The sequence below is a fragment of the Caballeronia zhejiangensis genome, assembly GCF_022879815.1.
In the GTDB taxonomy this organism is placed as follows: Bacteria; Pseudomonadota; Gammaproteobacteria; order Burkholderiales; family Burkholderiaceae; genus Caballeronia; species Caballeronia zhejiangensis.
In genome coordinates this window covers 404,792-429,456 of the sequence record NZ_CP084287.1, presented here as the reverse complement: position 1 = coordinate 429,456, position 24,665 = coordinate 404,792, and the positions used below count along the sequence as shown (strand labels likewise).

Genomic DNA, 24,665 nt, shown 5'->3' with positions numbered 1-24,665 from the left:
TGTTCGCCGCTTGCATGAATCGCCCCGACATCGGGCTTAGTGTTTCGACGACGAAAAGGACATGGCCAAGCCGATACTCGACGACGACTTTTGGGCGCTCATCGAACCGTTGCTGCCCCCTCCGAAACTGCGGCCCCACCGTTACCCAGGGCGCAAGCCGCTCGACAATCGTGCAGTACTCACGGGCATTATCTTCATCTTGCAGACGGGCCTGCGTTGGGACCTGCTTCCTCGCGAGATGGGCTGCGGCAGCGGCATGAGTTGCTGGCGCCGCTTGCGTGACTGGCAGGAGGCCGGCGTCCGGGACCGGTTGCACGAGGTGCTGCTTGCGCGATTGCGCGCAGCCGACCAAATCGACCGGTCTCGCCTCATCGTCGATTCCTCTTCAATCCGCGCTGTGGGCTAAGGTCAAAAACAGGACCGAATCCCACAGACCGCGCGCGACCCGGTTCAACGCACCACCTCACCACTGGATCGCAGGGCATCCCGCTCGCGGTGATACTGACTGGCGCCAACCGCAACGACGTCACTCAGCTTCAAGCGCTGGTCGGCTATCCCGCCTATCAGCGGCAAGCGTGGCCGACCACTATCGAAGCCCCGGGTCGTTCAGGGCGACAGAGGCTACGACCACGACAAATATCGACGTCCACTACAAGAGAATCAGTCTCGCTTTCCTATGCAGCCGGCATTGCAACCGAAATCGCCCGGCGCGGCCAGCCTCACGGTAGCGGTCTATGCAAGACACGCTGGGTCGTGGAGCGGACCATTTCGTGGCTTCACAACTTTCGCCGACTGCGTATTCGCTTCGAACGGCTCGCTTTCATCCACGAAGCCTTCATGAAAATCGCCTGCTGCATCATCTCAATCAATGTGGGCATGTTCGTAGGCCGAAGCGCTGCTACCCAAGTACAACCCGGTACTAATAGGCCTAAAAAAATGAGTTCTTGAATCTTCGCCAACATAATTCCGTGAGTGCACGTGCGACGTGATTCTCCCGCGCCGTGACGGTAGAAATATCGTGTCGGTCTCCCACGCCTTCCGTACATCTCCAGCTCAGTTCGACAAATGCGCGACGTCGTGATCCGACTTCCGGTATTCCAAGCCCCGACCGTCAGCATTGTGGCACCTTTGTTGTCCCGTCGTGCAGCCGATTCCCGTCATCGGCGCGCGGCCGCCACAGGCGAAGTCGTCTGGAGTGCCTTTACGACGCCGCCATCACCGGCTCGCGATGGGTGAGATACGAGAGCACGAGTTCCGTATTCATCTGCCTCATCCGTCTCGCTTCCGCCGGATCACTCAGATCGACTCCTAGCGTTGCTTCCAGGGTGAACCGATTCGAAACGATGTAATACCCGAGTGCAGACAGAACCGTGTAGAGCTTCGCGGGGTCAACGTCGTCGCGAAACACGCCGGCCTGTTTTCCTCGATCGAGAGCTCGCGTGAGCGCCTCGAAGCCCGGCGAGACGATTCGCCGCAGGTCTGTCGTTTCTTTCGTGAGTTTTCCTTCGCGGAGATTTTCGTCGTTCAGAAGGCGCACGAGGTCGGGATGATCGCGATAGTAATCCCAGAGGAAGTGCGCCACTCGCATTACGCCCTCTTCCGGGGAAAGAAGGGTGAGATCGAGTGAGCGCTCGTCAGCCTTTAGCGATTCCAATACATGATCGAGCACCGCAAGGAACAACCTGTCCTTGCTTCCAAAATAGTAATAGAGCATGCGCTCATTGGTTCCTGCCGCTTGCGCTATGCGATCAACGCGTGCGCCATAGAACCCACCCCCGGAAAACTCTTTTTGCGCGGCAGTTAGGATGCGATGCCGCGTGCGCTCCGGGTCGCGTCGACTTCTCAGTTCTTTCGTGACTGTTTCCATGAAGGTTCTCCTCGCGATGCGTTGTCAAAGCGGCTGAATATTTGATGCCTGCTTGCCCTTCGGGCCTTCCTTGACCGTGTACTGAACTTTCTGATTGTCGACCAGTGTTTTTGAAGCCTCGACGGACGATCTCGGAGTAGTGAGCAAGAGATCACGCCCGCACGCCGGGCGTGATAAATCCGAATCCTTTCACTTCGTCGAACCAGTTGACCGTGCCCGTTGCCATGTCTCATACACTCCCGACAGTTGAATGACCAAGCGACAATATTTCTCCAAGCGGCTTTGACACGTGTTGATCGAGGTCAAGCTGACGGCGATCACCTGGTACTTGCGCGTGGTCACGGGCGGTGTCTGAAGGCACAATCGTCTTGCTTCTTGGCGGCCGTATCGTTGTCGTGGGAAATGGACTCTGAACTGCGCTGCTCCATGCACTCATAAACGGCGAGCTTCACGGTGGCGCGTCTTCACCGTTGAAGACTTTCACTGGCGGAGTCGGCATCGGCTTGCCCTCAACGTAAGCAAGCGCGGAGCGGATGGCGAACTGCATGGCGGCACTTCGGTTCACAAAGAGACCCAGATCCAAAAGGGAATCCGTTTCGCCTTCTTTGCTCTGAATGAGTGCACGAGCAGCGAAACCGTTGCCGACACGCACCGCCGAAGGTTGTACGGCGGCTCCATGGTGGTAGAAAATCATGGTCACTCTCACGGCTTATGGCCCTCTCTGCAAGCAGAACACGGCATCGCGTCGAAAAGTGCGCGTGTTTTCCGACCACGGCAATCAACATGCGCGATTTCGATTCTTGGTTAGTCATCGGACGAAATATGAATCATCGGATGCTTGCCAAAATGTCGGCATCTCGCACGAATCGGCAAACAACTAAATGCGTAATGCAAAAAAGCAACTGTGCTTTCCATTAGGCGTGATTTGATTACATCGACGTTATTGCAAGTGGCTGATATCTTGTAATCTCTCAAGCATGCTGCCCTCCCAGGGAGCATGTTTTCATCGCCCTTCTTTCGAGGGCGGCCTTTCTTTTTATTGCCAAAGTTAAGCGCGCCGGATTCATCGAAAGTTTTCTGGGCGTCAGCGCTAGTCGTCAAGCATTCTGAAGGGAGGCGGCAACGGCTCATTCCCGTCGACCCGCGCGATTGCCCAATTCACAGCGAAAAGCGCAGCCGCTCTATTCGAGGCAAATCGACCGATGCCCTCGTACAGCTGAAAATCACCGCCGGGGCCTCGAATTAACAAGCTCGAAATAAACACGCTTTTCGTCTGGCTAATAATTGGACGAATGGTCGCGCCGTGATAGTGCATTTCCATATGATAATTACTCATCTCTCAGGTTCTCGTGTTTGTCTAAGCTTTGCACAGGCTTAAAACAATGTGAAGGGCGGAGCAGCGCTAAAATTTATGTTCTATGCCCTACGTCCGCAAAGATTTCCGGCGCCAACGAAAACACACCACCGGTGGGCGATAGCTCTCGCGGTCGCTAAGCATCGGATAAGAAACTTTTGATATGGTGCGCCGCCGCCCTAGAACCCTGACTTCGGGGCGTCCTCGGCCGCTTTTGCCGGCCCGACATGGGCCGGTCACGACGCCCCGGATGCGGTGCGCCGCCCCGACTTGGGACAAGACCGAGCAGGCTGCGGCTGTCGCGGGTGCCTTTACGGTTGAACTGTCGTTGCAACCGCGAAAAAGTACCTGAAACGCAAGCACAAATGGATCATCAGCGGCTAACCCTGGAAACCAACCTCACTTGAGCGACGACGGACCGCATTCGCGTCGCAAGCCAGAGCGCCTGACGCTGGTCAGGACAACGACCATGAGTGCAACCCTTGGACGCGGTGATCCATGCCTCCTCGAAATGCGGCTGGTGTTGCGAGGCTTGTCTGTTGCCGCCCCTTTCGTCTGGCGGTGCCCTAATACCCCAACCCTAACCCCGTTTCAGATCCCGCTCATCGAACCGGACAGGCAGATCTCCCGCATGCGGCTCTCGGACAAGACATCACGCCTTCGTACACGGCAGGTTCACAACCATGGGCCACTCAGAGGCACGAGACCGAAGTGCCCGTAGAAGTGCGAGGATGGATAAGTCCCACCCTGCGACGCCTGAGCTTGTACTTGTTGCGTAACCTGAGATTGACCCGCCAAAACGGACACCTATCCTTTGGAAAAAGGGGGTGCCAAAATGGGCAAGCATCGGGCACCGTACCCGAATTAGTAAGGACTTTCCCGATGCGAGGCATAGCGATATGCCAGGATGGTTGTCGGCTCTTGGAACCGCTCGCTATATCCCGCCCGCCGAGGCTGAGGCAAACTACTACAGGCAGCTCAGAAATGCCGCTGACGTGCCGGCATTAAGTTAAACCAACCGGCCTCCACGATTCCCGGTGCGGTTCAAATTCCTTAGCGTTGCAATATCACTGCTTCGATCACTGACCTCAGCCTGACGTCATCTCTCCACGTAAGTACTTGCAGTAATGTTGTGCGACTACACGTTTGCCTTATTCGCTTACCGGCTAAGCAACTAGCCGTGCGTCTTGTTTCGGTTTCCTATCGAATATGTGCGGACGTGCAGGTGATGCGAACGCCCGTATCGGAAAGGCTCGCGCAAAAAGAGCTATCTGTTTGACTGAGGTCACACCCGGAGCGGGCGCCTCAACGACGCGGACTCTTGATCCGATGGCCTGTTTCAGGCAGGTCGTGCCGTAGCCGCGTATTTGATCAATTGTCGCCTGGCTTAGCTGATCAGTCGGCTCGGCTTTCGGATACATCGTGAGAGGTTCAACAAAATCTACTGTGAAGAGTGCGTCTTAACCTGTCGAAAGAGTTCACGCCCTAAGTAGCTTCAAGAAGAGCAACTTGGCACGCAGTTCCGATCGCGCGCAGGCACGGCAATCTGAATTAACGAGGTAGCTAACAACCAGGAGAAGACCATGCGTAAAACGATTTGTGCCTCTGCGATCGCGGTCGCAGTGATACTCATGACGGGATGCGCCAGCACCGACAACACGCCGACACAATCAGAGTACTCCGGTTTCCTTGGCGACTATTCCAACCTCCAGCAGACTCAAGATCCTAACGGGGAAACGTTCCTGAGATACGTCAATCCTAAACTCAATCCGATGAACTACAGCGCGGTCATTGGCTGCGCGCCCGCGACGGTATCGACCGCCATTGTGGCTACGAAGGCCATCGGAACGGCGTGTCCCGGCACCGCCTCGGCGTCGGTACCCCCGCACGCAGGTCAAACCGCTGCCAGCCTACAGCGCCGATCAGCGAGGGTTAGACTGCAGGTCGCAATAACCGGCGTCGCCAGCACAGCGCAGGGGCTGAAGCCATATCAGTTACCTTGACAAGAAGAGGCGCGCTCCTGAGAAAACGCAGCCTGCGGCTGGTGATGATTCCCGCGTTACTTCAACAGATTTGGAAATAGAGTCGCACCAGTCGTCCATAATCGGCTTGACCGACTCGAACGTGATCACGGGCATGTTCGATGAAACCCGCTGCAGCTTTGCCCCGGTATGCGTGCGCACAACCTTGGACAATCCCTCGCCGGAGACACTGTCTGTGCCTCGCGCTTCAACGAGCAGTTTCGCCTGCTGCCTTTTCGCGAACAGCGCCCACACGCAGCAATATCCAATGCTCGACGCTGCCTCGAGCCGGCTGTTACAAAAGTACCAGCAATCAAGCTGTGGGCAGTCGTGGCAGGAGCGTGCGGCAAAGAAAGGTGCACCCCGGTCACCGGCTGAGGAGAAGGTGATGCAGCCAATGCGCAATGATCGACAGATGCGCGCCGAGCTTATCAACCGGGTCTCGGCGCCGATCGCCAACAAGATGTTCGAATGCGGGATGATCCCCTGATCGCCGGTCGGGCGTCACGCTACGCCACGCTTGATCTCGGAGGCTGCAATGACTGTGTGGAAACAGGTCTTGCGCGCAACTGCCGTCGCGCTGGGCGTATGCCTCGCCGCCAGCGGTAGCGCGCAGCAACGCGCAAACGCGCCCTCGAAAGCCGCGGCGACGCAGACGAAGCAGGCCCCCGCGCCCGACTACCAGCCGGCGCTCGATCAGCACGAGCTCGACGTCATTAAGGCCGCCTGCGACCGCGTCGCGGCCGCGAAGTCGATGGCGTTGACGGCCATCGTGTCGTACGAGAGTCCGAGCCAAATCGGCCCGCCCCTCATCTACTCGACCAAGTCGGAAATCCTCATGCAGCGGCCCGACAAACTGCGCGTGATCACGCCCAGCGACGGTCCGCGCTCGGAGTTCTATTACGACTGCAAGACAATGACGGCCTTCTCCCCGGCCGAGAGACTTGTAGCCGTGACCGACGCGCCACCGACGATCGACGACGCGCTCAGGAAAGCCTACGATGTCGGTGCGATATATTTCCCGTTCACCGACGTGCTCGTCGCGGACCCGTACAAGGACATCGCCAACGGACTGAAGATCGCGTTTTTTATTGGCCAGTCGACCATAATCGCGTACGTGACCGGCGACGTGTTCGTGCAGGCCTGGATCGGCACGGAGGACAAATTGCCGCGGCGCATCTACGCGATCTACCTCCCTTGTCAGGTCCTGCAGACGCTTGACGTCGGAATGCAACGTGTCACTCTTCGCCGCTCTCTTCCTCGTCGGCAAAAGGCTCGATGAACTCGAAATTGTTCTCAACGACTTCGACGCGGATTTCTTCGGCGTCGTCCTCGATTTGGAGGTTGTTCGGTGGCGTCGCGATTACTCGGAAGTCGTAACCCAGGGCACTTGCCTCGGCAACGAATTCGCCTTCTTCGTCCTCGCGCAGGATGTCGTCTTCAAGCAACGAGCGCTTCTCTAAATGGAAGTCCTTCTCAGTCAGGACGAGCCGCTCCTCCTCCTGCGTCGCAACATCAACAACGAGCAGCTCTGCGTTACCGGAAAGTTCGAGCATGGCGCCCTCCACGGTTATTTGACACTTGGTACTTCGATTGATGTGAGAGTTCCAGGATTTGGCCTCACCGTGGCGTCTGTTTAAATCTTCAGGTAGCCTAGTGATAATAGTGCCCCGCTGTGATGCCGCTGTTCAACAAAATACGTTGCAGTAGGGACTGGCTTGCGCGAAAGAAGCCGGGGTGACCATGGCCGCCATAGAGCACGTGTTCGTTCTCATGCTCGAGAACCGTTCTTACGACAGCGTATTTGGATGGTCGAACCTGGCGGGCTCCACGCCTACCGGCGAACCGACGACCGCGAACGGGCTGCCTGCTGCTTCTATCGTCAACTTCGGACGGACGGGAACTTCCTACCAGCTAGGAAGAGGTGCGCCCTATGCGCTTGGCTTCGACCCGGGCCATGAATTCACCGATGTTTGTGTCCAACTGTGTGGCCTGCAGGTCGCAAGCGCCGACACGGTGCGCCACGACTCGCTCGTTATTGGGGCTGCAGGGTATCCACCGTTCGCTACAGACACGTCAACGACGGGTTTTGCTGGAACATACGAAGACCACTCGGATGTAGTAGCCGATGCCTTCAATGCCTTTACGCCTGACCAACTTCCCGTCCTAAACTTCCTGGCAAGCCAATTCGGTGTATGCGACAACTGGTTCTCGTCGGTGCCAGGACCCACTTGGCCTAATCGCTTCTTCGCAGTTGCAGGAACTTCTTCCGGGCTTGACCATTCGCCGAGTGCGGCTCAAGTCCTAGAGGCAGTGTTTTTCAACGCCCCAATTTTCACTTTTCCGAACGGAACGGTCTTTTCGAAAATAGGAGAATCAGACTGGCTTATCGTGCAAGGCGACGTTGCTCAGACACGCGGCATCTACGGGATGCAAAATCTGCTCACGCGGTTCGTCAGCATGGATACCCTGCTCGCCCGCCTTGCTACAAACTCATTGACGGAGAAATTCATATTCATCGAGCCCACCTACGACGCAACGAACGACTTTCGAAACGGCAACTCAATGCATCCGGCCGGTGACGTTCGTCGAGGTGAAGCATTGGTTAAGCAAGTCTACGACGCTGTCAGCACATCTAGTGTATGGTCAACGAGCGTGCTGCTGGTTGTCTTCGATGAACATGGGGGCTTCTTCGACCATCTGACGCCTCCGATTGCAGTGACGCCTGGCTCCGCCGAAAACGCCCGCTTGAAGACCCATAATTTCTCGTTTGACAGGTTGGGAGTCCGGGTTCCCGCTATTGTCGTATCTCCCTTCGTTCCGACCGGTACTATCGACCACTCGGTGTACGACCACACATCGATTCTCAAGACGACAGACAAGCTGCTCGGGCTGAATGGACTGCTTGACCTGACGGCGCGGGTGCGCGCGGCCGATGACTTCACAAAGATGCTGAGTCTTTCGACGCCTCGCACCGAAGTTCCGGTGTGCCCACCGCCTATCACGACAGCTGGCGCTTTTAGACCATCGAGCGAGGGCGCTCCGCGCTCGAAGGACCCTTTCTTGCCACTGTACGCGCACCATTGAAGCTAACAATTGGAGGCGGGCCATTGAGAAGTCGCCTGCAATCGCAGCAACGCTCTTACGCCCGTCACCTACCCTCCAGTGTTCGGAATGGTCTGTGACAAGAGAGTGCGACACACTGAAGGAAGCGGCTGCAGGCTCGGCTTCTGGCTATGGCGACAATCACTCATTGAAGTTCAGTCGAGACGCATAAAGAGCGCAAGAACGTTACAAGGCGGTCGGGCGAAGTGCCCTTTCTGAAATATCCGTCAAAGAGCGCCCCTTGCCGGCTTCGAGTGACGAACTCGCTGTCCTTCGATGTGTACGCGCAAATGAACATCGCGGCTGAATTCGGATTGCTACGGATGGCCCGCGCGGTCGCAAAACCGTCTCGCTGCGGCATCATCAAGTCAAGCAAAACCACGTCTGGTGACCAGTATCGAAGTATTTCAAGGGTTTCGCCGCAACCGCCTGCCACTCTAGTTTGAAGCCCTTCTAACGATAGACATTCGGCCGTCGCGACGGCTGCCCCTCGGTAATCGTCGACAATGAGCACCCGCTCCATGGCTTCGACTCGACGTTGCCTCCACTTCCCTTGTTCGGTCACCATCGCGCTCCCCCATTGACGACCTGCTCACGAAGGCTCGATTATGCAAGGAGGCATCACACTCGAATGCCGTCAACCGAACACTTGAGTTATCGGGGCCTGGGGTTTTGGTGTCAGTGCCGCTAGCGGAAGAAAGGGGGTGGCGAGTTTTGGCCTGCCCGCAGCCGGGAGAAGGACCGGATTCCATGCGTCGGCGTGGTGTTGCGTTTGGGTGCGACCGTTCGCTTTTTCCGACCTACTTGGCTTTCCCACCGGCTGCGTTCGAGGAAGTGTCCCCGCTTTCAACAGACCCTTGCGCGCCCGCAGTGTGTGCCTTAAGCCGTTACTTCGACCAAACGACGTCCCTAGACGGCCTTGATGTTTGCCGCTTGCTTGCCCTTCGGGCCCATCTTTACGTCGAAGCTCACTTTCTGCCCTTCCGCCAACGATTTGAATCCCTCCGCACTGATTTCAGAAAAGTGTGCGAACAGGTCATCGCCACCGTCGTCCGGGCTGATGAAGCAAAAGCCCTTCTCATCGTTAAACCATTTCACTGTGCCAGTTGCCATCTCAAACCTCTGGAATGTTGAACGTTCGGTGCTTGTCGGTGCTTGCCGGCCGCGAACGTTCGACGGAGCATCGATGAAAGCCGCGACGTGAAACGCACACGCGTGTAATGAGAGACGCTTGTCGAGAATGCCTATGCTTTCGCCGGCGTCCGCGCCTCCGCCTGCATTGCACACTGTTCACCAAAATGCGCGCAACGAGCGTTCCCGATAACGGGCCAGCTCGCGAGATGCGCCGCACAGTTCACATGTGACGCGCCTTCTTTTCGCCTGTCGTTTCAACGAACGTGATTGCTGTCCCGGGCGCAGGTCGTCATAGTAGACGTTTGTTTGTGGCAAAACCGCTGACGCGAGGGCCGGACATCATCGCCTATCGCGACGCTGCTACCGTCCCGCGATACGCATTCAGGGTTGCATAGACGCGCTCCGCGAGCGCCACGTGCGCTGGCGTGGGACTGCGCGACGCACTCAGCACACATTCTGCCGCGGAGCGCTCACCGCAGCCTATTTTGCAGCGCGCGCGGGCCCATAGGTTGGCAAGGTGACCTTTCCGGTCAATCTAGTCGGTCACAAGCAGGCATATACTTTGTAGTGCCGTGAGACCAAGCTCGAGCCTTTTCCGTCCCTGTCCGTGGGATGCGAACCGCGAGGAAAAACCATCATGGGTGATGTAACCCAAGATATGCAGACGCCTTTTCTGCAACAACTCGTGGATTCACGAATCGAAGTGTTCGTGTTTCTCGTCAACGGCATCAAGTTGCGCGGCGAACTGATAGCCTTTGATACGTTCTCCCTAGCCCTCCAGGCAGCGGGCTCAACACAGACAATCTTCAAGAGCGCTGTCTCGACTGTTTGTGATGCCTCCGCTGCGCCTATCAGGACAGGGGCGACGTCGGAGCGCTCTTCGTATGAAGCACAACGCTCTCCGTCGATGCTCGAGACCAACGGGAAGTATCGTCGGCGCATTAGGTCGGAATAAGATACTCTTTCATTCTCTAATTCGCGCCCGAAGGCCAGCCAGCTCACGGCAAGCGTTGCGGCGTCGCACGTCCCTCCGCACTACTTCGGAAACATCTCGCGTTCTCGCAGACCCGTAAGCAGCCTCGATGATTCAGTGGCTGCCTTAGACGCGAAGCCGCAGTGACGTCGGTTGTAGAGACACCGACTCACAGGACGATTCCCGCGCAGAAGCGCCTTATTGCATCAATGCCGCAACTTGCGCTTCGAGACGCTGCAAGCCTACCGTCGCCGGCGTCGCTTCTACGATGCCAAACATCTCGCGGCGACTCGGTGACGGGTCAACGAGTAGATTATGTGGGTGCTGATTTTGTCGGTCCCACGGAAGCATTGACTCGGGCGGCACAACCTCGAACGCACTGCCGACAGCGAGAAACAAATCGCAGGGGCGCATCTCTTCTCGAAGTCTGTGCAGGTTCATGTAGGCAGGCGCGGCCTCGCCGAAGAACACCACGCCAGGTTTAACACCTTCGCTGTTTCCACAAAGCGGACATGCCGCCTCCGGGTCGAAATACAACCCATCTTTCGGGAAAGCGAAGTCGCACGCGGTGCAGAGCATGGAATTCAGGTCACCGTGAAGATGGATGACCGACGTCGCGCCGGCTTTCTCCAAGAGGTCGTCGACGTTCTGTGTTAGCAGTTCAACGCGGTCCGCTCCCCAGCGGTGCTGCCAAGCGGCAAGCAACTTGTGCGCAGAATTTGGCTGCGCGTTGTGCTTCTCTCGAATCCGTTCGTTATAGAACTTGAAGACAGCTTCGCGGTTTCGCCGCCATGTGCGGATATTACAGACCTCGTCGATGCTGTTTCGCGTCCAGATGCCGTCGCCAGTCCGAAATGTTGAAAGCCCACTTTCGGCGGAAAGTCCTGCACCGGAAAAAACAAGAAGTTTGGGGACTTGGTTGTTCATTTCAAAGGTGACTGGCCAACTGTTGGCTGATTCGAAATCCCACACGCCAACTATGGTACCACCGCATCGCCATACGGCCCGTCTCGAGTCCTGGAGTCACGACATTGGTCTCGTGCTGGTGTAGAGCCAGACCCCCCGTCTGGATGTTCCTCGTAAATGGTATCAAGCTGTCCGGCGTCATCTCGTCGCTTGACACGTTCTCGCTGAGCATCCGGTGCGGGACGGACATCCAAATGATTCAAGAGCGCGTTCGACGGTGATAGAACAACACGCTCGGCCGGTACTGTCGACACAGCTTTCCGCGGACCGGCCGAGACGCGGACCATCTGATAAGCAGCCGTGAAACCAACCAAGCGCTCGCGCGTTCGCGCTACAGCTCAGGACTTTCTAGGTCCGAGCGCACTATCTCATCACCGCGCTGAAGGGCTAGTTTCGTTGCTTCGTCTTTTGATGGGCAAGGGCCCAGTTGCTCGGCACCGTCGTATGGGTACAAGAGCCTGCCATCAGTTTGCCGAACGACTCAAAGTTCCAACGAACACGCCCCCGACATGCGGCCGGTACGATGCGTATATGGCGTAGTCATCCTGGCTGGCGCCAGCCTTGGCCGGGACGAGCTGCTTACTCGGGAAGAGGACAACCTTGGGTCGGCGGGACGAGGTTTTAGGCATGTCGGACAGGAGAAGGAATTTACGGTACGTGACCGAAGCAATCCTACGCCGCAGGCGACGCGGCAACGTGTACGAAAGCCGACCAATACGCCGCCGACGGATGGCGCTGGGAAGTGGCGGAGCGTGCCGAATCCGGTCAGTGTATCGAAGGAACTTTGATGAGCCGTAACGGAGAAGGCTAAGCAAGCTACAAAAGGAAAGCCAGAAAGGCGGAGCGTCCATTGTCCAGAGGCACTATTCAAGCTTCGACAACTTTGCGCTCCTCCCTAGGACAAGCTGCCTTCTTACCCTAGCTCCGGCAAAACCCGCGTGACCCTTCCGCTGCTTTTTGAAGTCGTTCCATGCACTCATTCTGTGCCCCGTCGCTGTTCACCTTACGCCTACCCTACTGGCATGTGGCTTGCCGGATTCGAAAACGCGCTTAAGGGAGCAGACTATGGACAACGCCAGAGCTTCTCGCTCGTCTGTGGACGAGCTCGAAACGGTTCCAGATACGGCTAGCCCTGCTTATGCAAATCGACGTTTGCTATCCCGGGCCTTCGATAAATTCGCGGGCCTAGTTACAAGGTGGGCCGGCTCCCCAGCCGCATTTTGCTTGGCGGTGCTGACAGTACTTTCGTGGGTTGTAACCGGGCCGTTGTTTCACTACTCGGACGGCTGGCAGCTAGTCATCAACACAGGCACAACTGTCATCACGTTTCTAATGGTTTTTTTGATTCAGCAGAGCCAGAACAAAGACAGCGTTGCCCTACATTTGAAGTTGAACGAGCTCCTCTCATCGCATCGTGCTGCAAGCAATCAGCTCATTGGGATAGAGGACGCTTCGGAGGACGAATTGAGACGGCTTGCGGCAGCTTATCTCCGCCTCGCGACGCAACAGAGAGGTTTGGGCTCGGGTTCAATTTCAGAAGACGCTGCAGCGGAATTCATCGACAGAGATAAGCCCTCTTCTAGTGCGTAGTGAGCACGCCGACTGCTATTAGTGGAACGGCGTTTAGACGTCGCGCGTGGAGCGTGCGCATTCCTTAGGGAAACACTGATTAATGAGGCTCGGCGGTCATCGCTCACGTAGCTGCGGACGTTATAGAAGGCAACTCACGAAACGGACCCACGAGGATGAAGAGGCAGATGGGCTTCGCGGAAGCGGAAACTGCAGGCAAGAAGCGCGTGACGAGGCGCCAACGCTTCTTGGCGGAGATGGAGAAGATTGTGCCGTGGCAGCGTTTGCTGTGTGCAATCGAACCGCATTACCCGAAGGGCACGCGAGGCCGTCCGCCGATAGGACTGGAGCGAATGCTGCGAATCTACTTTCTGCAGCAGTGGTACGGGCTGTCGGACGAAGGGCTGGAAGACGCGCTGTATGACAGCATTGCGCTGCGCGGCTTCGCCGGCATCGATCTGGCGGTCGAGAACGTGCCCGATGCGACCACGCTGCTGAAATTCCGGCGTCTGCTGATCGAGCACGAGCTTACAAGGAAGCTGTTCGACGAGATTGGTATCTCGCTGTGCGAGCGTGGGCTGATGATGAAAGAAGGCACGCTGGTTGACGCGACGATCATCGAAGCGCCATCATCGACCAAGAACGCCGGGAAAAGCCGTGACCCGGAGATGCACCAAACGAAGAAGGGAAACGAATGGCACTTTGGGATGAAAGCCCACGTTGGCGTGGACGCCGATTCGGGCTTGGTCCACAGCGTGGCTGGCACGGCGGCCAACGTGTCGGATGTGTCGCAAGCCCATTTGCTGCTGCATGGCCATGAAGAGGAAGCGTTCGCCGACGCGGGCTACATTGGTGTAGACAAGCGCGATGAAATGGAAGGCAAGGCAGTAAAGTGGCACGTCGCTGCCAAGCGCGGAAAGATCAAGGCGATGCAGGAAGGACCGCTGAAGGACCTCGTGACTGCGCTTGAGCGGACCAAGGCGCAGATCCGTGCGCGCGTCGAGCATCCGTTTCATATCGTCAAGAATCTGTTTCACCATCGCAAGACCCGATACAAGGGCTTGGCCAAGAACACTGCGCAACTGTTCAGCTTGTTCGCTCTGGCGAATCTGGTGATTGCGCGAAATCTGTTGCGATCGGTTCATGGGAGCAATCCGTCATGCGTATGAAAAATGAGAGCAGAGAGGCTCGCTTACGAGCCGAATTCACCGAAATGCGCGCCGACTCGATTCGTCATCTAGAAAATCCGACGCTTTTTGCTCTGCAAGCCGACCCGACAACTCATTAATCAGCGTTTCCTTAGCCTGTTGAACCGTCAAAAGGAAATCGCAGCCCGTCACCTACGTCGGGGGACGTTGACTCTAAACGCAGTCCGCGCATCGCTGACTGCATCGCGCGGCGTGCCAAGTGGTTCAGAAGAAGCCGCTGCCTGCGCCGGACGCTTCTCTCCGACGGCACCGGTCTAATGCAACGCAAACGAGGACTATCATGAAAGCGAACTTGCTCTTTCTTGCGGCGGTAACAGCCGCTTTGTCGACAACTGCTGCGAAAGCTCAAGACGCCACCGGCGTCCAAGGTTCATCGGCGCCCCAAGCCGCGACGTGGCCCACGTCCACAGATGCATCGAGCTACGGCGACCGACGCACGCAATCCGCATCGGGTTCAATCACGGAAGCAGCGGGCAAGCAGCCCGGTTGCGTCGGGCCAGCTTCCTTCTGCAATATATACAAGGGCGGGCAGTAACTTCCGCGGTCGTGCGTCTCGCGCCATCGCGCCATCGCGCCATCGCGCCATCGCGCCGCACATTGTCGATGCGTTTGCGAGAACCTCCTTGCGCTGCGGGGAGGCTACCCGTTCTTGGCAAACGGCAACGAGCTTCATTCTGCTTAACGCTGGCGAAATGCGTCGGCAGGCGGTCCGATGTGGGCGAGGGCCCAAATGCTAGCCTCAAGTGCGGCAGCAATAATCGCCTGAAAGAGGCCAGTTACAAAAATCGTCGGATATAGGATGTGGTAGAACCACGCTGGCAGCTGAAGACCGTCCAAGCCAATGGCAGCGATGACTTTGCGCAGCGTTGTGCCGCCCATGAACCCACCGATGAGGGCCGCGGCGAGCAACCAGTTTCTCGAAGTCACGCCGCGATGTTAGCGGCGTGACGGATGACAACGTCGCAGCAACGCAGCTCTGCGTGACAAGCCATAGCACGAGGAACGGGTACGGGTCGGCTGCCGGCAATCTGTACAGCGCGTCGACGCATATAAAGAGTCCAATTGCGAAGCCCAGTGCTGCCGCTCTTTGAAGCCTGGCCTTTTCTAACGTTGTCACTCTACTCGCGGCGTCGCCGTCCTCGTTGCAGAAATGTCTTCAGACGCCGCTGCTCTCGATGGCTCGTGCGACTTATCCAATACCTGAGCTGAGCAATGCGTCCAAAAGCGGGAACACGCAACCCACTGCTGGTCGGAACTGTTGCTTTCTCCAAGCAGTCGGCGTTCCTCGCTGTGCGAAGACTTGACCTTCGCTTCCCGCGGGGGAATCGGAGCGCTGAATCGACGCGGATTACCTTCCCATGAACCGCCCGCTTTCAGTGGCCATCGGCGAGCACTCGTTCGAGCTCGAGTATCGCTGCAGGCTTGACGAGATGATGCGTGAATCCAGCTTCTGACGACAGGCGCCTATCCTCCGATTGCCCGTAGCCGGTATGCGCAACGAAGACGGCTTCGCGTGTGCCAGAAATCTGACGCAGTTCGCGTGCGAGCTCATAGCCGTTCATCCCAGGCAGGCCGATGTCGAGAATGCAACGGTCGAATCTCTCGTGCTTTGCGCGCTCAAGCGCGCCTTGCGCCTCATGCTCAATAGCGACTTCATGTCCAAGAATCTCGAGTACCATACCGACCGACTCGGCGACCTCTACATTGTCGTCAACGAGAAGCACGCGCCTACGGGGCGAACTGCCCCGTGTCGTAAGTACACGCTCCTCGGTCTGGCGCTTGGTCGCGGTTTCGCCAACCAACGGAAGTCGCACGACGAGCTCGCTGCCCTTGCCGGCGCCTTCACTCACTGCTGTGACAGTACCCCGCTGTTGTTCAACAAGGCTCTTAACGAGCGCAAGGCCTAGCCCGAGGCCGCCTTCATTTCGGGAGATGTCGCGCTCGCCTTGTTGAAATAGGTCGAATGCCCTCTTTAACAATTCCGGCTCCATACCGATGCCATTGTCCTTCAATCGAACGATGACCTCGTTCGCTCCGCGTTCGGCCGACAGCGTAATGACGCCTCTGCCCGGCGTGTATTTCGCGGCATTATTGAGCAAATTGCTCATCACCTGTACCAGTCGATTATGGTCGCCACGCACGCAGATGGCTTCGGCGGGCAGATGCAGATTCAAGCGGTGTCGGTGTGACTCCAACACCGGGCGCACCTGCTCGCAAGAATCATGCACCACTTGCTTCATGTCGACCGTGCGCTCCTCCAGCGATACGCGTCCCTGAGTGACGCGCGAGACCTCAAGCAAGTCGTCAATCAGGCTCTTAACATGTGCAATCTGTCGAGCAATCATGTTGTGGAGGGCGACAATCATGTTGGCCGGTGTAGCGGCGAAGGTTTTGGCCGGTGATGAGGAGTCGAAGGCGGCGTAGCCGCCGAAGACGACGCATCACCGGCGGCGCCGAGTCGGCCGGGTTCTACGATGGCTGATCGAACAAGAAAGCGATCAGCTACATGTCTGGAACCCGCATTACCGACCAACAGGTTCGCCTCTACATGTCCAAACGCAAACATCACTCGCAGGAGATCGCCGCCGCCAAGGCGGGCATCAGTGTCCGCAGCGCAAGGCGCATCGAACGTGACACCACCCTGCCATCACAGAAACCCCGTCGTTACTGGCGTTCCCGTCCCGATCCCTTCGCCGACGTCTGGGACACCGAAGTCGTTCCGATGCTTGCGAACGCGCCACAACTTCAGGCGATCACCATCCTGCGCAAGCTGCAGGAGGATCATCCCGGGCAGTATCCGGACAGCACACGTCGCACACTGGAGCGGCGCATTCGGCACTGGAGGGCGATGTCCGGTCCACCGAAGGAAGTCTTCTTCCCGCAGTTGCATGAGCCTGGCGCACGCGGCCTGTCCGACTTCACCGACATGGCCGAACTGGGAGTGACGATCGCTGGCGTGCCATTCGAACACCGGCTGTACCACTTCGTGCTCGCGTTCTCGCGCTGGGAATACGCTAATGTCGTTGAAGGCGGCGAGAGCTTCGAAGCACTGTCCATGGGATTGCAAAATGCACTATGGCAGGCCGGGGGATGTCCGCGCGAGCATCGCACCGACAGTCTGTCGGCGGCGTTCAGAAACCTCGCGGATAAAGACGACTTCACAGTGCGCTATGCGGCGCTGCTCGAGCACTACGGCATGAACGGGACGCGCAACAATCGCGGCCTGGGCCACGAGAACGGTAGCGTGGAGTCATCGCATCGCTATTTAAAGGAAGCTGTCGACCAGGCGTTGATGTTGCGCGGCCATCGGGACTTCGTTGATCGTGCGGCCTATGATGAGTTTCTGCGCGAGGTCGTCATGCGTCGCAACCGGCGTAACGCAGCGGCGTTCCGCCTTGAGCGCGAACAGCTCATGGATCTCCCGTTAAGGCGCACGACCGACTTCGTCGAGGAAGAAGCGCGCGTTACACGCTGCAGCACCTTCACCATACGCGGCATTCTGTACAGCGCGCCGTCGCGCCTGATCGGTCATCGTCTGAAGGTGCGCGTGTATGGTGACCGGCTCGACTGCTATCTGTCAGGCGCGCTGGTGCATAGCACCTCGCGAGGTTCGCGTGCCGGCGACAACCGCCGCGCACTTGATTACCGACACTTCATTGAGAGCCTCAAACGCAAGCCGCAGGCATTCAAGGGGCTTGCGTTTCGAGACGAGCTGTTTCCGCGCGAGGCCTATCGCCGGACCTGGGAACAGCTGGAGGCGAGACTGACGCAACGCGAGGCGTGCAAAGTCATCGTTGGATTGCTTGAACTCGCCGCGCTCGATGGCGTCGAGGCCGTGCTGGCCGCGCACCTCAACGCGTTGCTGGTTGACGGCAAGCTGCCTGATCTGAAGGCTCTACGCGAGGAGTTCGCGCCGCGTCACGCCGATTGCCCAAACGTCAATGTCGAGATGCCACCCGCAAGCAGCTATGACGACCTGCTCAACAAGGAGGTCGCATGAGCACGCATGCTTACGATGCCGGCCGTCTTGCCTTGATGCTCAATGAACTGCGCCTGCCGACCATCGCCCGCCTTTGGCCCGAGTTTGCGGAGCGCTCCGACAAGGAAGGCTGGCAGGCCACACGCTTGATCGGCGCATTGCTCGAACACGAACTGGCCGAGCGGGCCAAACGGCGCATTGAACGACATCGTGCCGAGTCGCATCTGGACCCGACCAAGACGCTTGCGACCTTCGACTTCAGCATGGTGCCGATGGTTTCAAAGGCACACGTCATGGCGCTCGCGACCGGCGATTCGTGGCTTGAGAAAGGTGCCACGGCGCTCCTGTTTGGTCCGCCTGGGGCCGGCAAGAGTCATCTAGGTTCGGCCATCGGACACGCGTTGATTGACGCCGGCTACCGGGTGCTGTTCACGCGTACGAGCGAGCTCGTACAGAAGCTGCAGGCTGCGCGCCAGAGCCTGCAGTTGCCTTCAGCTCTTGCCAAGCTCGACCGCTTCGACCTGATCATCCTCGACGACCTGTCGTACGCCCGTAAGGACCAGGCCGAAACAAGCGTCCTGTTCGAGCTGATCGCCGAAAGATACGAGCGCCGCAGCCTTCTGATCACGGCCAACCAGCCCTTCTCGGGATGGAATAACGTGTTTCCGGATCCCGGCATGACTGTCGCTGCGATCGACCGACTCGTCCACCATTCGACGATCTTCGAGATGAACGTCGAAAGCTACCGTCGTCGCGCAGCCAGCGACAAACAGAACAACCGGCGCCGACAATCCTCCAGCGACAAACATCAACAAGGAGCGACAACCATGACCGGATAACGACCGACAATCATCCCGGTCGACCGGCCAAGATGGTTGTCGGTAAACCGGCCGTGCTGCTTGACGCTGTCCAATGTTGCTCACCTGTTCGACCCGCTGGTCATGTGTGTTTAATCGCGACAACATCTCGGCACCGGCTCCTATGGGTACGAGCGGATTGCGAAGTTCGTGCGCCAACATCGCGAGGAATTCATCCTTCCGACGGTGGGCGTCTTGCAACTCCTGCTCGGCGGTAACTTTGTCGTGCACATCAGTGTTCGTTCCGACCCATTTCACGATGGTGAGTTCGTGACCTCTGGCGGCCCGGATAGGCTCCGCCCGGGCTAGCGTCCAGCGATACTCCCCAGTGCGGTGACGCACGCGAAAAGTGGTTTCATACTTTTCCCCCGTTGCGACACTGCGAGCCCAAGCGGCTTGCGCACTCGCGAGGTCTTCTGGATGCACGAAATTCACCCAGAGTCCGTCGCTGGCCACCTCTGGAGGCGCACCCGCGAATTTCGCGAATCGCTGATTGTGATAGTCGAGCTCGCCCTCGGAATTGGACGTCCACACAATCTGCGGCAGCGTGTCCGTGATGAGCTTGAATTTCTCTCCTTCGAGTTGCCACGCTCGCGCCTCTCGGGAGAGATTCTGCAGTGCTTCGGTCGCCTGTCCGAGTGCATCGCGGTGGCTCGCTATCTCGTCAGCAAGTCTCGCTTCCAACTCCTGCGAGCGCTGCTCAAGCGCCCGGTTCGCCTCCTGACCTTGGGCGTACGCCGTGACATCTTCGAGGCGGTGGATGACGCAAAGTAGTTTTCCATCTGCGGCCAGCACCGGCGCGTTTGATGCACGCCAGAACATAAGTTCTAACTCGCCACTTGGATGTGCTAGGTCGTGCCGCTCGACTGCCATGGCATGTATCGTTCGCGATTCGACGACAACTGCTAACGACTCACGCAGTGCAGCCGAGCCGTTAGCCGGTGCATTTGGGTTATAAGGGACAGCCTGGAAAACAGACCGCCCGATAAGTTCATCTCGAGTGCACAGGGTCTGCGCGAGATAAGCATCACTTGCCGCGACGATGGTGAACTCTGCGTTTGGGAGCAGAATCAGCAGTGGACTCGGGATGGACTCTAGCACTCGTCGCGCGTCGCCGGATTCACCCTCCTGACTTCCGTTTCGCGCGGACTGGAACGAGCCAGTTGAACTCAAGAGAAAATGAGGCATATTGAGCCTTCCCTCCGTGAGGCTTGAGACAAGCACTACATGGACGCAACACGCCTCTCGTAGTGCTTGTCGGGACAGCTCTCTACTGGCTTGGTGCGGCGTCCGAGCCAGCGCGGATGCGATGCTCAATCGACTCCTTTGCGGAAGCGGTGACACTCTTAGACTAGCACCGACTGTGGCGGGACGAGCGTCTACATTCACGTTCCTCTTGCTTGGCTTTCGGACATCGCTATCCGTGTGATTCACGCGGTGCCTCGGGCGTTATAGACGGGTGGAACGCTTCCGCACAGTTTGGAGAGTTACCAAAAGTGCGCGGCGAGTCGCGCCTTCAAAGGGGATTGACTTCAGAGGTGCGAACCCTCCCAGATAGCTGGAGCCGGTCTCAGCACCCATCATAGGTGGTGCACGGAAAGGCAGCGGTTTCGTACGCACTCCGCAGCACAAGTGTGTGCCACACTTGCTAGACGAACCCTGAGGGCGAACTCATGATAAGTAGAGAGGGCGCAGATACCGCCGAGGTTATTGTTAGGTCCACCGCGCGCGGAGGCTGGCAGGTCGAAATTCCGTGTCCTGGAGGCGCGCAGTTTGCCATCGCCAGCACCCGGGAGCAGGCCGTCCTCCTCGCACGTCACGTCACGCCTGCTTGCACAATCAGAATCTTGCCAGCGCATTAAGGCGTGTCTGACACCGAGGACGCGAAGTCACGCCTCGTCGCAAAATTAACCTGTTCGCGCCCGCCATTTTTCCTAGCGGACGGCGCAAAGTCAGGCGCAGTGTCATCGTTTCCGCACGGGATAAAGCGCCTGGGCGTCGTATGTCCGTCGGAAACTCGCGTTTCTCATTCGCGACCGCTCTGACCATCTAAGAGACCGTTACAGCGAACGAGAAAACGACACGTACAGCTGGGCGAAAAGAAGGAGCTGACGACCGTAACAACGCCGGCAACCAGAGTCGGGTAACAGGGGGCCGGAGTAGACGTCGCCGGTTACGGCGACCCTGCCAAAGGCTGGCGGGAGCATAAATCTACCAAACAGCCAGGTGCTCTCCTTTCAGTTGGGGGCCTGGCTCTTACTGGCCCGACACGATGCATTTGTGCATCGTGTCGTAGGTGAATTCTGGTCGCGCTTGGCTGAGGCCGTCGGCATCGTCTTTTCGAGACAGGCCGTGCATTCGCCATACGACGACCTTGTCAGAAGCCTTAACGCTTGACGCCGAACTTCCCAAAACGGCTTGTCTCGGTTCAAATCGGCCTACTGAGCATGAAGCGTGATGATGCAAAGACGTTGGACTTGACTGGCCGGGCATACTTCGTCCCGTAAGCTACAGGAATCGGTGGTTGCCGAGAACGCAGCATCGCAATATCGATTTCAGATGGCAGCGCGGCTCGAGCGCGCCGGCTTCTAAGGCCTCACCCGCTGGTCGACTGACTTGGTTTCCGAACGCACATCGGACGAGGCGCCTAAGCCTGAAAAATCCTCCTTATAAGTCGAAATTCGTCGGCATTAGCACAACATCACGGATGGTCAATCCTCGTTGCCGTGTCAGCATGAACTCAATGGCGTCCGCAACTTCGCTCGGCTCGATGAGGCTGCCCGCCTCCTTGGCCTCTCGCAACTTCTCCTCGGGCCAGTCCGCGAGAAGCGCGCTAATCACCGGTCCGGGGGAAACGGACCCAACTCGAATGCCGTGCTTGAAAACCTGCCGGCGCACCGTTTGCACGAAGCAATTGATTGCCCACTTAGATGAGGCATATACCGGCTCCCATGGTGTTGGGAAATGAGCCGCCAGCGAACTCGTCACGATGATGTCGCCCGTCTTTCGCGCAATCATGTGTGGCAGGACATCATGCACGTTCTTCATGACTACATTGACGTTCAAGTTCAACATCCTGTCGATTGCCGCTGAATCTGCCTCTATTAGTTCGCCGCCGACATAGGTGCCCGCGTTCGCGTGAAGAACGTCGATTTGACCCGCAACCTCGAGCGTTCGGGACACCAACGCAGCACACGCATTCGGGTCGAGAAGGTCCACTGACAGCGGAATCGCCGCAGAGCCCAACTGCGTGCAAACGGATGCGAGTGCTGCCTCATCGCGGTCCGCAAGGACCACACGCGCTCCGGCGGAAATGAGCATTTGAGAGCTGGCCAGTCCGATTCCCGACGCTGCTCCCGTCACCAGCGCTACTTTGCCTTGCAACTGCGTACCCATGGATGCTCCCTGTTCACTGGTTTTCGACGGCGCCAGTCCATCAGCTGCTCAGTCTTCGGTAGGCGTTAAGGTGCCTGATTAGCCCACGTCGGTCACCGCGCTTTTCCAGCAACATCGCGAGGTTGTGATGGGCATCGGCGTAGTCGGGGTTGAGGGCGAGGCACCGTTCATAGCTCGCCCGGGCCTCTTCGAGCCGTCCCATGGTGTCGAGCGCCACCGCTCGATTGAAGTGCAGAATTGCGTCGTCCGGAAAGTGCCGTAGCGCTTCGTCAAATACCTCGAGCGCCTTGCCGCATTGATGCTCTTGCTCGCATAGCAATGCGCCCAAATCGACGAACGCCGCATAGAACGGCTCCGGTGCCAGTTCGATGGCGCGCCGATAGTGCCGCTCAGCAGCATCGGTGTCGGTGCTCGCCAATTGCTCAGCTAGCTCATAGCGCTCCTGGGCTTGAGCTGCCGCAACGCTCTTGCGCTCGGGTGATGCATCTAGAAGGACGACATCGCCTCCCACCTCCGCCACTTCGAAGTCCAGCAGCATCTGCCCCGTGATTGCATCCCAGCGTGAGGCACCTGTCTTGACGACAATCGCGTCGCCCTCGGCGGCGACGCGAATCCCAGACAACGGGAGTTCATCCGGGAGCTCGCGCTTGAGTCGCGCAAGCGCTTCTCGCAGTTTCCGTGGAGTTGTCTTGGCCGTTCGCAGTTGTAGTGCTGTGCGCAGCAAGACGACGTCCTGGAACGTGAAGCGCAGCGCGTTACGTGGTCCGCGGGTGGGCGTGACCAGCCCGAGGTCAATGAGCCCGTCAACAACGCGCCGCGAAACCCCAAGCATCGATTGAAGCTTGGCGAGCGAGACGTGATGCGATACGTCGCGCTTGCTCACTTGCGGGCGCGCACCTTCGCTGGAGCCTCGGTGGCGACCTTTGGCGCTCGGGCGGCAGGCTTACGCGTCTTCGGAACCACGGGCTCTTCAACCGCCTTCAATGCGGGTTTGCGCTTTTCAGAGGGTTTGGCTTTCTCGCCGCTCTTTGCGAGACTTGCACGCAACGCCTCCATTAGGTCGATGACCGCGCCAGTCGGCGCAGCTTCGCCGCCCGCAGGCGCGACAATCTGTTTGCCTTCAATCTTTTGGTCGATTGCTGCGAGAATGCGCTTCTTCTCTTCGTCCTCATATGCGGATGCGTCGTAATTGTCTTCGGCGCCCTGTTCGATTATTTGGACGGCAAGCTTCAACTCGGCGTCAGAGACCGCCACCTGCTCGATGTCCAAGTCCTTCAAAGACCGGACTTCATCTGCGAAGAGCAGCTGCTGAAACACCATGCCATCGTCAGTCGGGCGTATCTGGACGATTCGGGTCTTCCCTTTGTAGGACCATTTCGCCAGGGCGCATCGGCCAGTCTCAGCAAGCGCCCGCTGTAACAGGCTGTACGGCTTTCCGCCTCGCTTGTCCGGCGCGATAAAGTAAGCTTTGTCGTAGAACAAAGGGTCCACCGCCTTCTCCGGAACGAAGGAGACAATTTCGACAACGTGACTTGCGCCTTCTTCCAGTGCCTTCAACTCCTCGCCGGTGAAGACGACGTATCGGTCCTTTTCAAACTGGTATCCCTTTTGCATCGAAGCTCGCTCAACGACGTTTCCCGTGGTCTCTGAGACATACTGCTGCTTCACGCGCGACCCATCCGGCGCCAGCATGTTGAACCGGACCTCCGACGAGCTTTCAGTGGCAGAGTAGAGCCGAACCGGAATGGAGACCAATCCGAAGGATAGAGAAAGCGACGCGATTGAGCGAGCTGCCATGGGCTTCTCCTAGCCGGCTGTTGGAGTTTGCCGGACGAAAAGGACGCAACCGTCGGGCACGGCCGCCGGGGCGCCGTGGACAGAATAGCACCGCCCGCGCCGGGACATCCGCGGCGCGGCCACAGCCGCACCGCTAGGGCGCCACCAAATGTCGGCATATCGCTTGCTGTCCCAGTCGTGCAAGATACCGGAGGGAACATGGCTACGAAGACGAGAGAGCAGCACCCTAACAGCGAGAAGTCCGAGGACCTTATTGATGAATCGGTCGAGGAGACTTTTCCGGCAAGCGACCCGCCCGCCACCGGCGGCATTACACGCATTGAGATAGACGACGAGGAGGCCGGCGACGGCTCCGAGCGCAACGATGCTACGTGAACGATGGCTCCCGAGCGCGGGTTCCGACCTATCGCGAAAGGCGTGCGACCGGCTCGCACGTCGC

The 24,665-nt window shown here is 58.1% G+C and carries 27 protein-coding genes and 2 pseudogenes; 13 read left to right on the top strand and 16 right to left on the bottom strand.

All coding sequences use genetic code 11. The features are described 5' to 3' along the window. Positions 1 to 61: 61 nt before the first annotated feature. A complete protein-coding gene (locus LDZ23_RS35095) occupies positions 62 to 406 on the top strand; it encodes a transposase (protein WP_425306907.1) in 345 nt (114 codons plus the stop codon). Then, the gene (locus tag LDZ23_RS31700; RefSeq protein ID WP_425306928.1) at positions 334 to 948 is read left to right on the top strand and encodes a transposase; all 615 of its coding nucleotides are present in this window, start codon (positions 334 to 336) and stop codon (positions 946 to 948) included. Before LDZ23_RS35095 ends, LDZ23_RS31700 begins: the two co-directional genes overlap by 73 nt. A gap of 253 nt (positions 949 to 1,201) precedes the next feature. Here LDZ23_RS31700 and LDZ23_RS31695 read toward each other — a convergent pair whose 3' ends face one another. The 5 genes and pseudogenes from LDZ23_RS31695 to LDZ23_RS31675 all read right to left on the bottom strand — a co-directional run bounded on the left by LDZ23_RS31695 (position 1,202) and on the right by LDZ23_RS31675 (position 4,642). Further along, positions 1,202 to 1,867 carry a TetR/AcrR family transcriptional regulator gene (locus tag LDZ23_RS31695; RefSeq protein ID WP_244808379.1) on the bottom strand — a complete coding sequence of 222 codons (666 nt, stop codon included), beginning with the start codon at positions 1,865 to 1,867 and terminating at the stop codon, positions 1,202 to 1,204. Between the two features lie 24 nt (positions 1,868 to 1,891). Next, positions 1,892 to 2,093, bottom strand: a pseudogene (locus tag LDZ23_RS34910) (cold-shock protein). Positions 2,094 to 2,315: 222 nt separating this feature from the next. Then, the gene (locus tag LDZ23_RS31685; protein ID WP_244808377.1) at positions 2,316 to 2,561 is read right to left on the bottom strand and encodes a hypothetical protein; all 246 of its coding nucleotides are present in this window, start codon (positions 2,559 to 2,561) and stop codon (positions 2,316 to 2,318) included. A 396-nt stretch (positions 2,562 to 2,957) separates the two neighbouring features. Beyond that, positions 2,958 to 3,203: a hypothetical protein gene (locus LDZ23_RS31680; protein WP_244808376.1), complete on the bottom strand. Its 246-nt coding sequence runs from the start codon at positions 3,201 to 3,203 to the stop codon at positions 2,958 to 2,960. 1,184 nt (positions 3,204 to 4,387) lie between these two features. Further along, positions 4,388 to 4,642 (bottom strand): DUF3313 family protein, encoded by a 255-nt coding sequence (locus LDZ23_RS31675; protein WP_244808375.1) that lies wholly within the window; start codon positions 4,640 to 4,642, stop codon positions 4,388 to 4,390. A 162-nt stretch (positions 4,643 to 4,804) separates the two neighbouring features. On the opposite strand from LDZ23_RS31675, the gene LDZ23_RS31670 reads away from it, so the two are divergent. Beyond that, positions 4,805 to 5,224 (top strand): DUF3313 family protein, encoded by a 420-nt coding sequence (locus LDZ23_RS31670; protein WP_244808374.1) that lies wholly within the window; start codon positions 4,805 to 4,807, stop codon positions 5,222 to 5,224. On the opposite strand, the gene LDZ23_RS34955 is transcribed toward LDZ23_RS31670, so the two are convergent. Continuing rightward, positions 5,216 to 5,416 (bottom strand): hypothetical protein, encoded by a 201-nt coding sequence (locus LDZ23_RS34955; RefSeq protein WP_342346291.1) that lies wholly within the window; start codon positions 5,414 to 5,416, stop codon positions 5,216 to 5,218. The two genes, LDZ23_RS31670 and LDZ23_RS34955, sit on opposite strands and share 9 nt — an antisense overlap. Here LDZ23_RS34955 and LDZ23_RS31665 point away from each other — a divergent pair. Both LDZ23_RS31665 and LDZ23_RS31660 read left to right on the top strand, forming a co-directional pair. Then, entirely contained in the window at positions 5,346 to 5,732 is a 387-nt protein-coding gene (locus LDZ23_RS31665) for a hypothetical protein (protein ID WP_244808373.1), read from the top strand. The genes LDZ23_RS34955 and LDZ23_RS31665 overlap by 71 nt on opposite strands. Before the next feature lie 48 nt (positions 5,733 to 5,780). Then, on the top strand, positions 5,781 to 6,524 hold the full coding sequence (locus LDZ23_RS31660) for a DUF2092 domain-containing protein (RefSeq protein ID WP_244808372.1): 744 nt from the start codon (positions 5,781 to 5,783) through the stop codon (positions 6,522 to 6,524). Here LDZ23_RS31660 and LDZ23_RS31655 read toward each other — a convergent pair. Then, complete coding sequence (locus LDZ23_RS31655) at positions 6,481 to 6,798, bottom strand: hypothetical protein (protein WP_244808371.1); 318 nt, start codon at positions 6,796 to 6,798, stop codon at positions 6,481 to 6,483. The two genes, LDZ23_RS31660 and LDZ23_RS31655, sit on opposite strands and share 44 nt — an antisense overlap. Positions 6,799 to 6,985: 187 nt before the next feature. Here LDZ23_RS31655 and LDZ23_RS31650 point away from each other — a divergent pair, with 187 nt between their 5' ends. Further along, positions 6,986 to 8,329 carry an alkaline phosphatase family protein gene (locus tag LDZ23_RS31650; protein ID WP_244808370.1) on the top strand — a complete coding sequence of 448 codons (1,344 nt, stop codon included), beginning with the start codon at positions 6,986 to 6,988 and terminating at the stop codon, positions 8,327 to 8,329. A gap of 163 nt (positions 8,330 to 8,492) precedes the next feature. On the opposite strand, the gene LDZ23_RS35090 is transcribed toward LDZ23_RS31650, so the two are convergent. Together LDZ23_RS35090 and LDZ23_RS31645 are read right to left on the bottom strand one after the other, a co-directional pair. After that, a complete protein-coding gene (locus tag LDZ23_RS35090) occupies positions 8,493 to 8,870 on the bottom strand; it encodes a response regulator (protein WP_425306927.1) in 378 nt (125 codons plus the stop codon). Between the two features lie 386 nt (positions 8,871 to 9,256). After that, positions 9,257 to 9,460, bottom strand: a complete 204-nt coding sequence (locus LDZ23_RS31645; RefSeq protein ID WP_244808369.1) for a cold-shock protein — start codon at positions 9,458 to 9,460, stop codon at positions 9,257 to 9,259. A 658-nt stretch (positions 9,461 to 10,118) separates the two neighbouring features. On the opposite strand from LDZ23_RS31645, the gene LDZ23_RS31640 reads away from it, so the two are divergent. Continuing rightward, positions 10,119 to 10,436 (top strand): RNA chaperone Hfq, encoded by a 318-nt coding sequence (locus LDZ23_RS31640; protein WP_244808368.1) that lies wholly within the window; start codon positions 10,119 to 10,121, stop codon positions 10,434 to 10,436. Positions 10,437 to 10,652: 216 nt separating this feature from the next. Here the strand turns inward: LDZ23_RS31640 and LDZ23_RS31635 are convergent, their stop codons facing one another. Beyond that, positions 10,653 to 11,426, bottom strand: coding sequence for an SIR2 family NAD-dependent protein deacylase (locus LDZ23_RS31635; protein ID WP_244808367.1), 774 nt, complete (start codon positions 11,424 to 11,426; stop codon positions 10,653 to 10,655). Positions 11,427 to 11,524: 98 nt separating this feature from the next. Between LDZ23_RS31635 and LDZ23_RS35085 the strand changes: the two genes are divergently transcribed. After that, complete coding sequence (locus LDZ23_RS35085) at positions 11,525 to 11,641, top strand: RNA chaperone Hfq (protein ID WP_425306906.1); 117 nt, start codon at positions 11,525 to 11,527, stop codon at positions 11,639 to 11,641. 110 nt (positions 11,642 to 11,751) lie between these two features. Here LDZ23_RS35085 and LDZ23_RS34950 read toward each other — a convergent pair whose 3' ends face one another. Continuing rightward, a complete protein-coding gene (locus tag LDZ23_RS34950) occupies positions 11,752 to 11,874 on the bottom strand; it encodes a DUF6723 family protein (RefSeq protein ID WP_342346283.1) in 123 nt (40 codons plus the stop codon). A 611-nt stretch (positions 11,875 to 12,485) separates the two neighbouring features. On the opposite strand from LDZ23_RS34950, the gene LDZ23_RS31630 reads away from it, so the two are divergent. Together LDZ23_RS31630 and LDZ23_RS31625 are read left to right on the top strand one after the other, a co-directional pair. After that, the gene (locus LDZ23_RS31630; protein WP_244808366.1) at positions 12,486 to 13,010 is read left to right on the top strand and encodes a low affinity iron permease family protein; all 525 of its coding nucleotides are present in this window, start codon (positions 12,486 to 12,488) and stop codon (positions 13,008 to 13,010) included. A gap of 155 nt (positions 13,011 to 13,165) precedes the next feature. After that, positions 13,166 to 14,158, top strand: coding sequence for an IS5 family transposase (locus LDZ23_RS31625; RefSeq protein ID WP_244808365.1), 993 nt, complete (start codon positions 13,166 to 13,168; stop codon positions 14,156 to 14,158). Positions 14,159 to 15,570: 1,412 nt separating this feature from the next. Here LDZ23_RS31625 and LDZ23_RS31620 read toward each other — a convergent pair. After that, complete coding sequence (locus LDZ23_RS31620; protein WP_244808364.1) at positions 15,571 to 16,563, bottom strand: hybrid sensor histidine kinase/response regulator; 993 nt, start codon at positions 16,561 to 16,563, stop codon at positions 15,571 to 15,573. A gap of 140 nt (positions 16,564 to 16,703) precedes the next feature. On the opposite strand from LDZ23_RS31620, the gene istA reads away from it, so the two are divergent. After that, positions 16,704 to 18,197, top strand: coding sequence for an IS21 family transposase (istA, locus tag LDZ23_RS31615; protein WP_244807674.1), 1,494 nt, complete (start codon positions 16,704 to 16,706; stop codon positions 18,195 to 18,197). Then, positions 18,194 to 19,015, top strand: a complete 822-nt coding sequence (istB, locus tag LDZ23_RS31610) for an IS21-like element helper ATPase IstB (RefSeq protein WP_175983301.1) — start codon at positions 18,194 to 18,196, stop codon at positions 19,013 to 19,015. The genes istA and istB overlap by 4 nt, the downstream gene beginning before the upstream one ends. A gap of 135 nt (positions 19,016 to 19,150) precedes the next feature. Here istB and LDZ23_RS35080 read toward each other — a convergent pair. The 4 genes and pseudogenes from LDZ23_RS35080 to ku all read right to left on the bottom strand — a co-directional run. Then, positions 19,151 to 20,221, bottom strand: a pseudogene (locus LDZ23_RS35080) (PAS domain-containing protein); the annotation flags it as partial. A 1,479-nt stretch (positions 20,222 to 21,700) separates the two neighbouring features. Further along, positions 21,701 to 22,429 (bottom strand): SDR family oxidoreductase, encoded by a 729-nt coding sequence (locus tag LDZ23_RS31600; protein ID WP_244808362.1) that lies wholly within the window; start codon positions 22,427 to 22,429, stop codon positions 21,701 to 21,703. A 40-nt stretch (positions 22,430 to 22,469) separates the two neighbouring features. After that, positions 22,470 to 23,312 (bottom strand): tetratricopeptide repeat protein, encoded by an 843-nt coding sequence (locus tag LDZ23_RS31595; RefSeq protein ID WP_244808361.1) that lies wholly within the window; start codon positions 23,310 to 23,312, stop codon positions 22,470 to 22,472. Then, complete coding sequence (ku, locus tag LDZ23_RS31590) at positions 23,309 to 24,226, bottom strand: non-homologous end joining protein Ku (RefSeq protein WP_244808360.1); 918 nt, start codon at positions 24,224 to 24,226, stop codon at positions 23,309 to 23,311. Before ku ends, LDZ23_RS31595 begins: the two co-directional genes overlap by 4 nt. Before the next feature lie 198 nt (positions 24,227 to 24,424). Here ku and LDZ23_RS31585 point away from each other — a divergent pair, with 198 nt between their 5' ends. Then, positions 24,425 to 24,601: a hypothetical protein gene (locus LDZ23_RS31585; RefSeq protein WP_244808359.1), complete on the top strand. Its 177-nt coding sequence runs from the start codon at positions 24,425 to 24,427 to the stop codon at positions 24,599 to 24,601. The last annotated feature ends 64 nt before the right edge of the window (positions 24,602 to 24,665 follow it).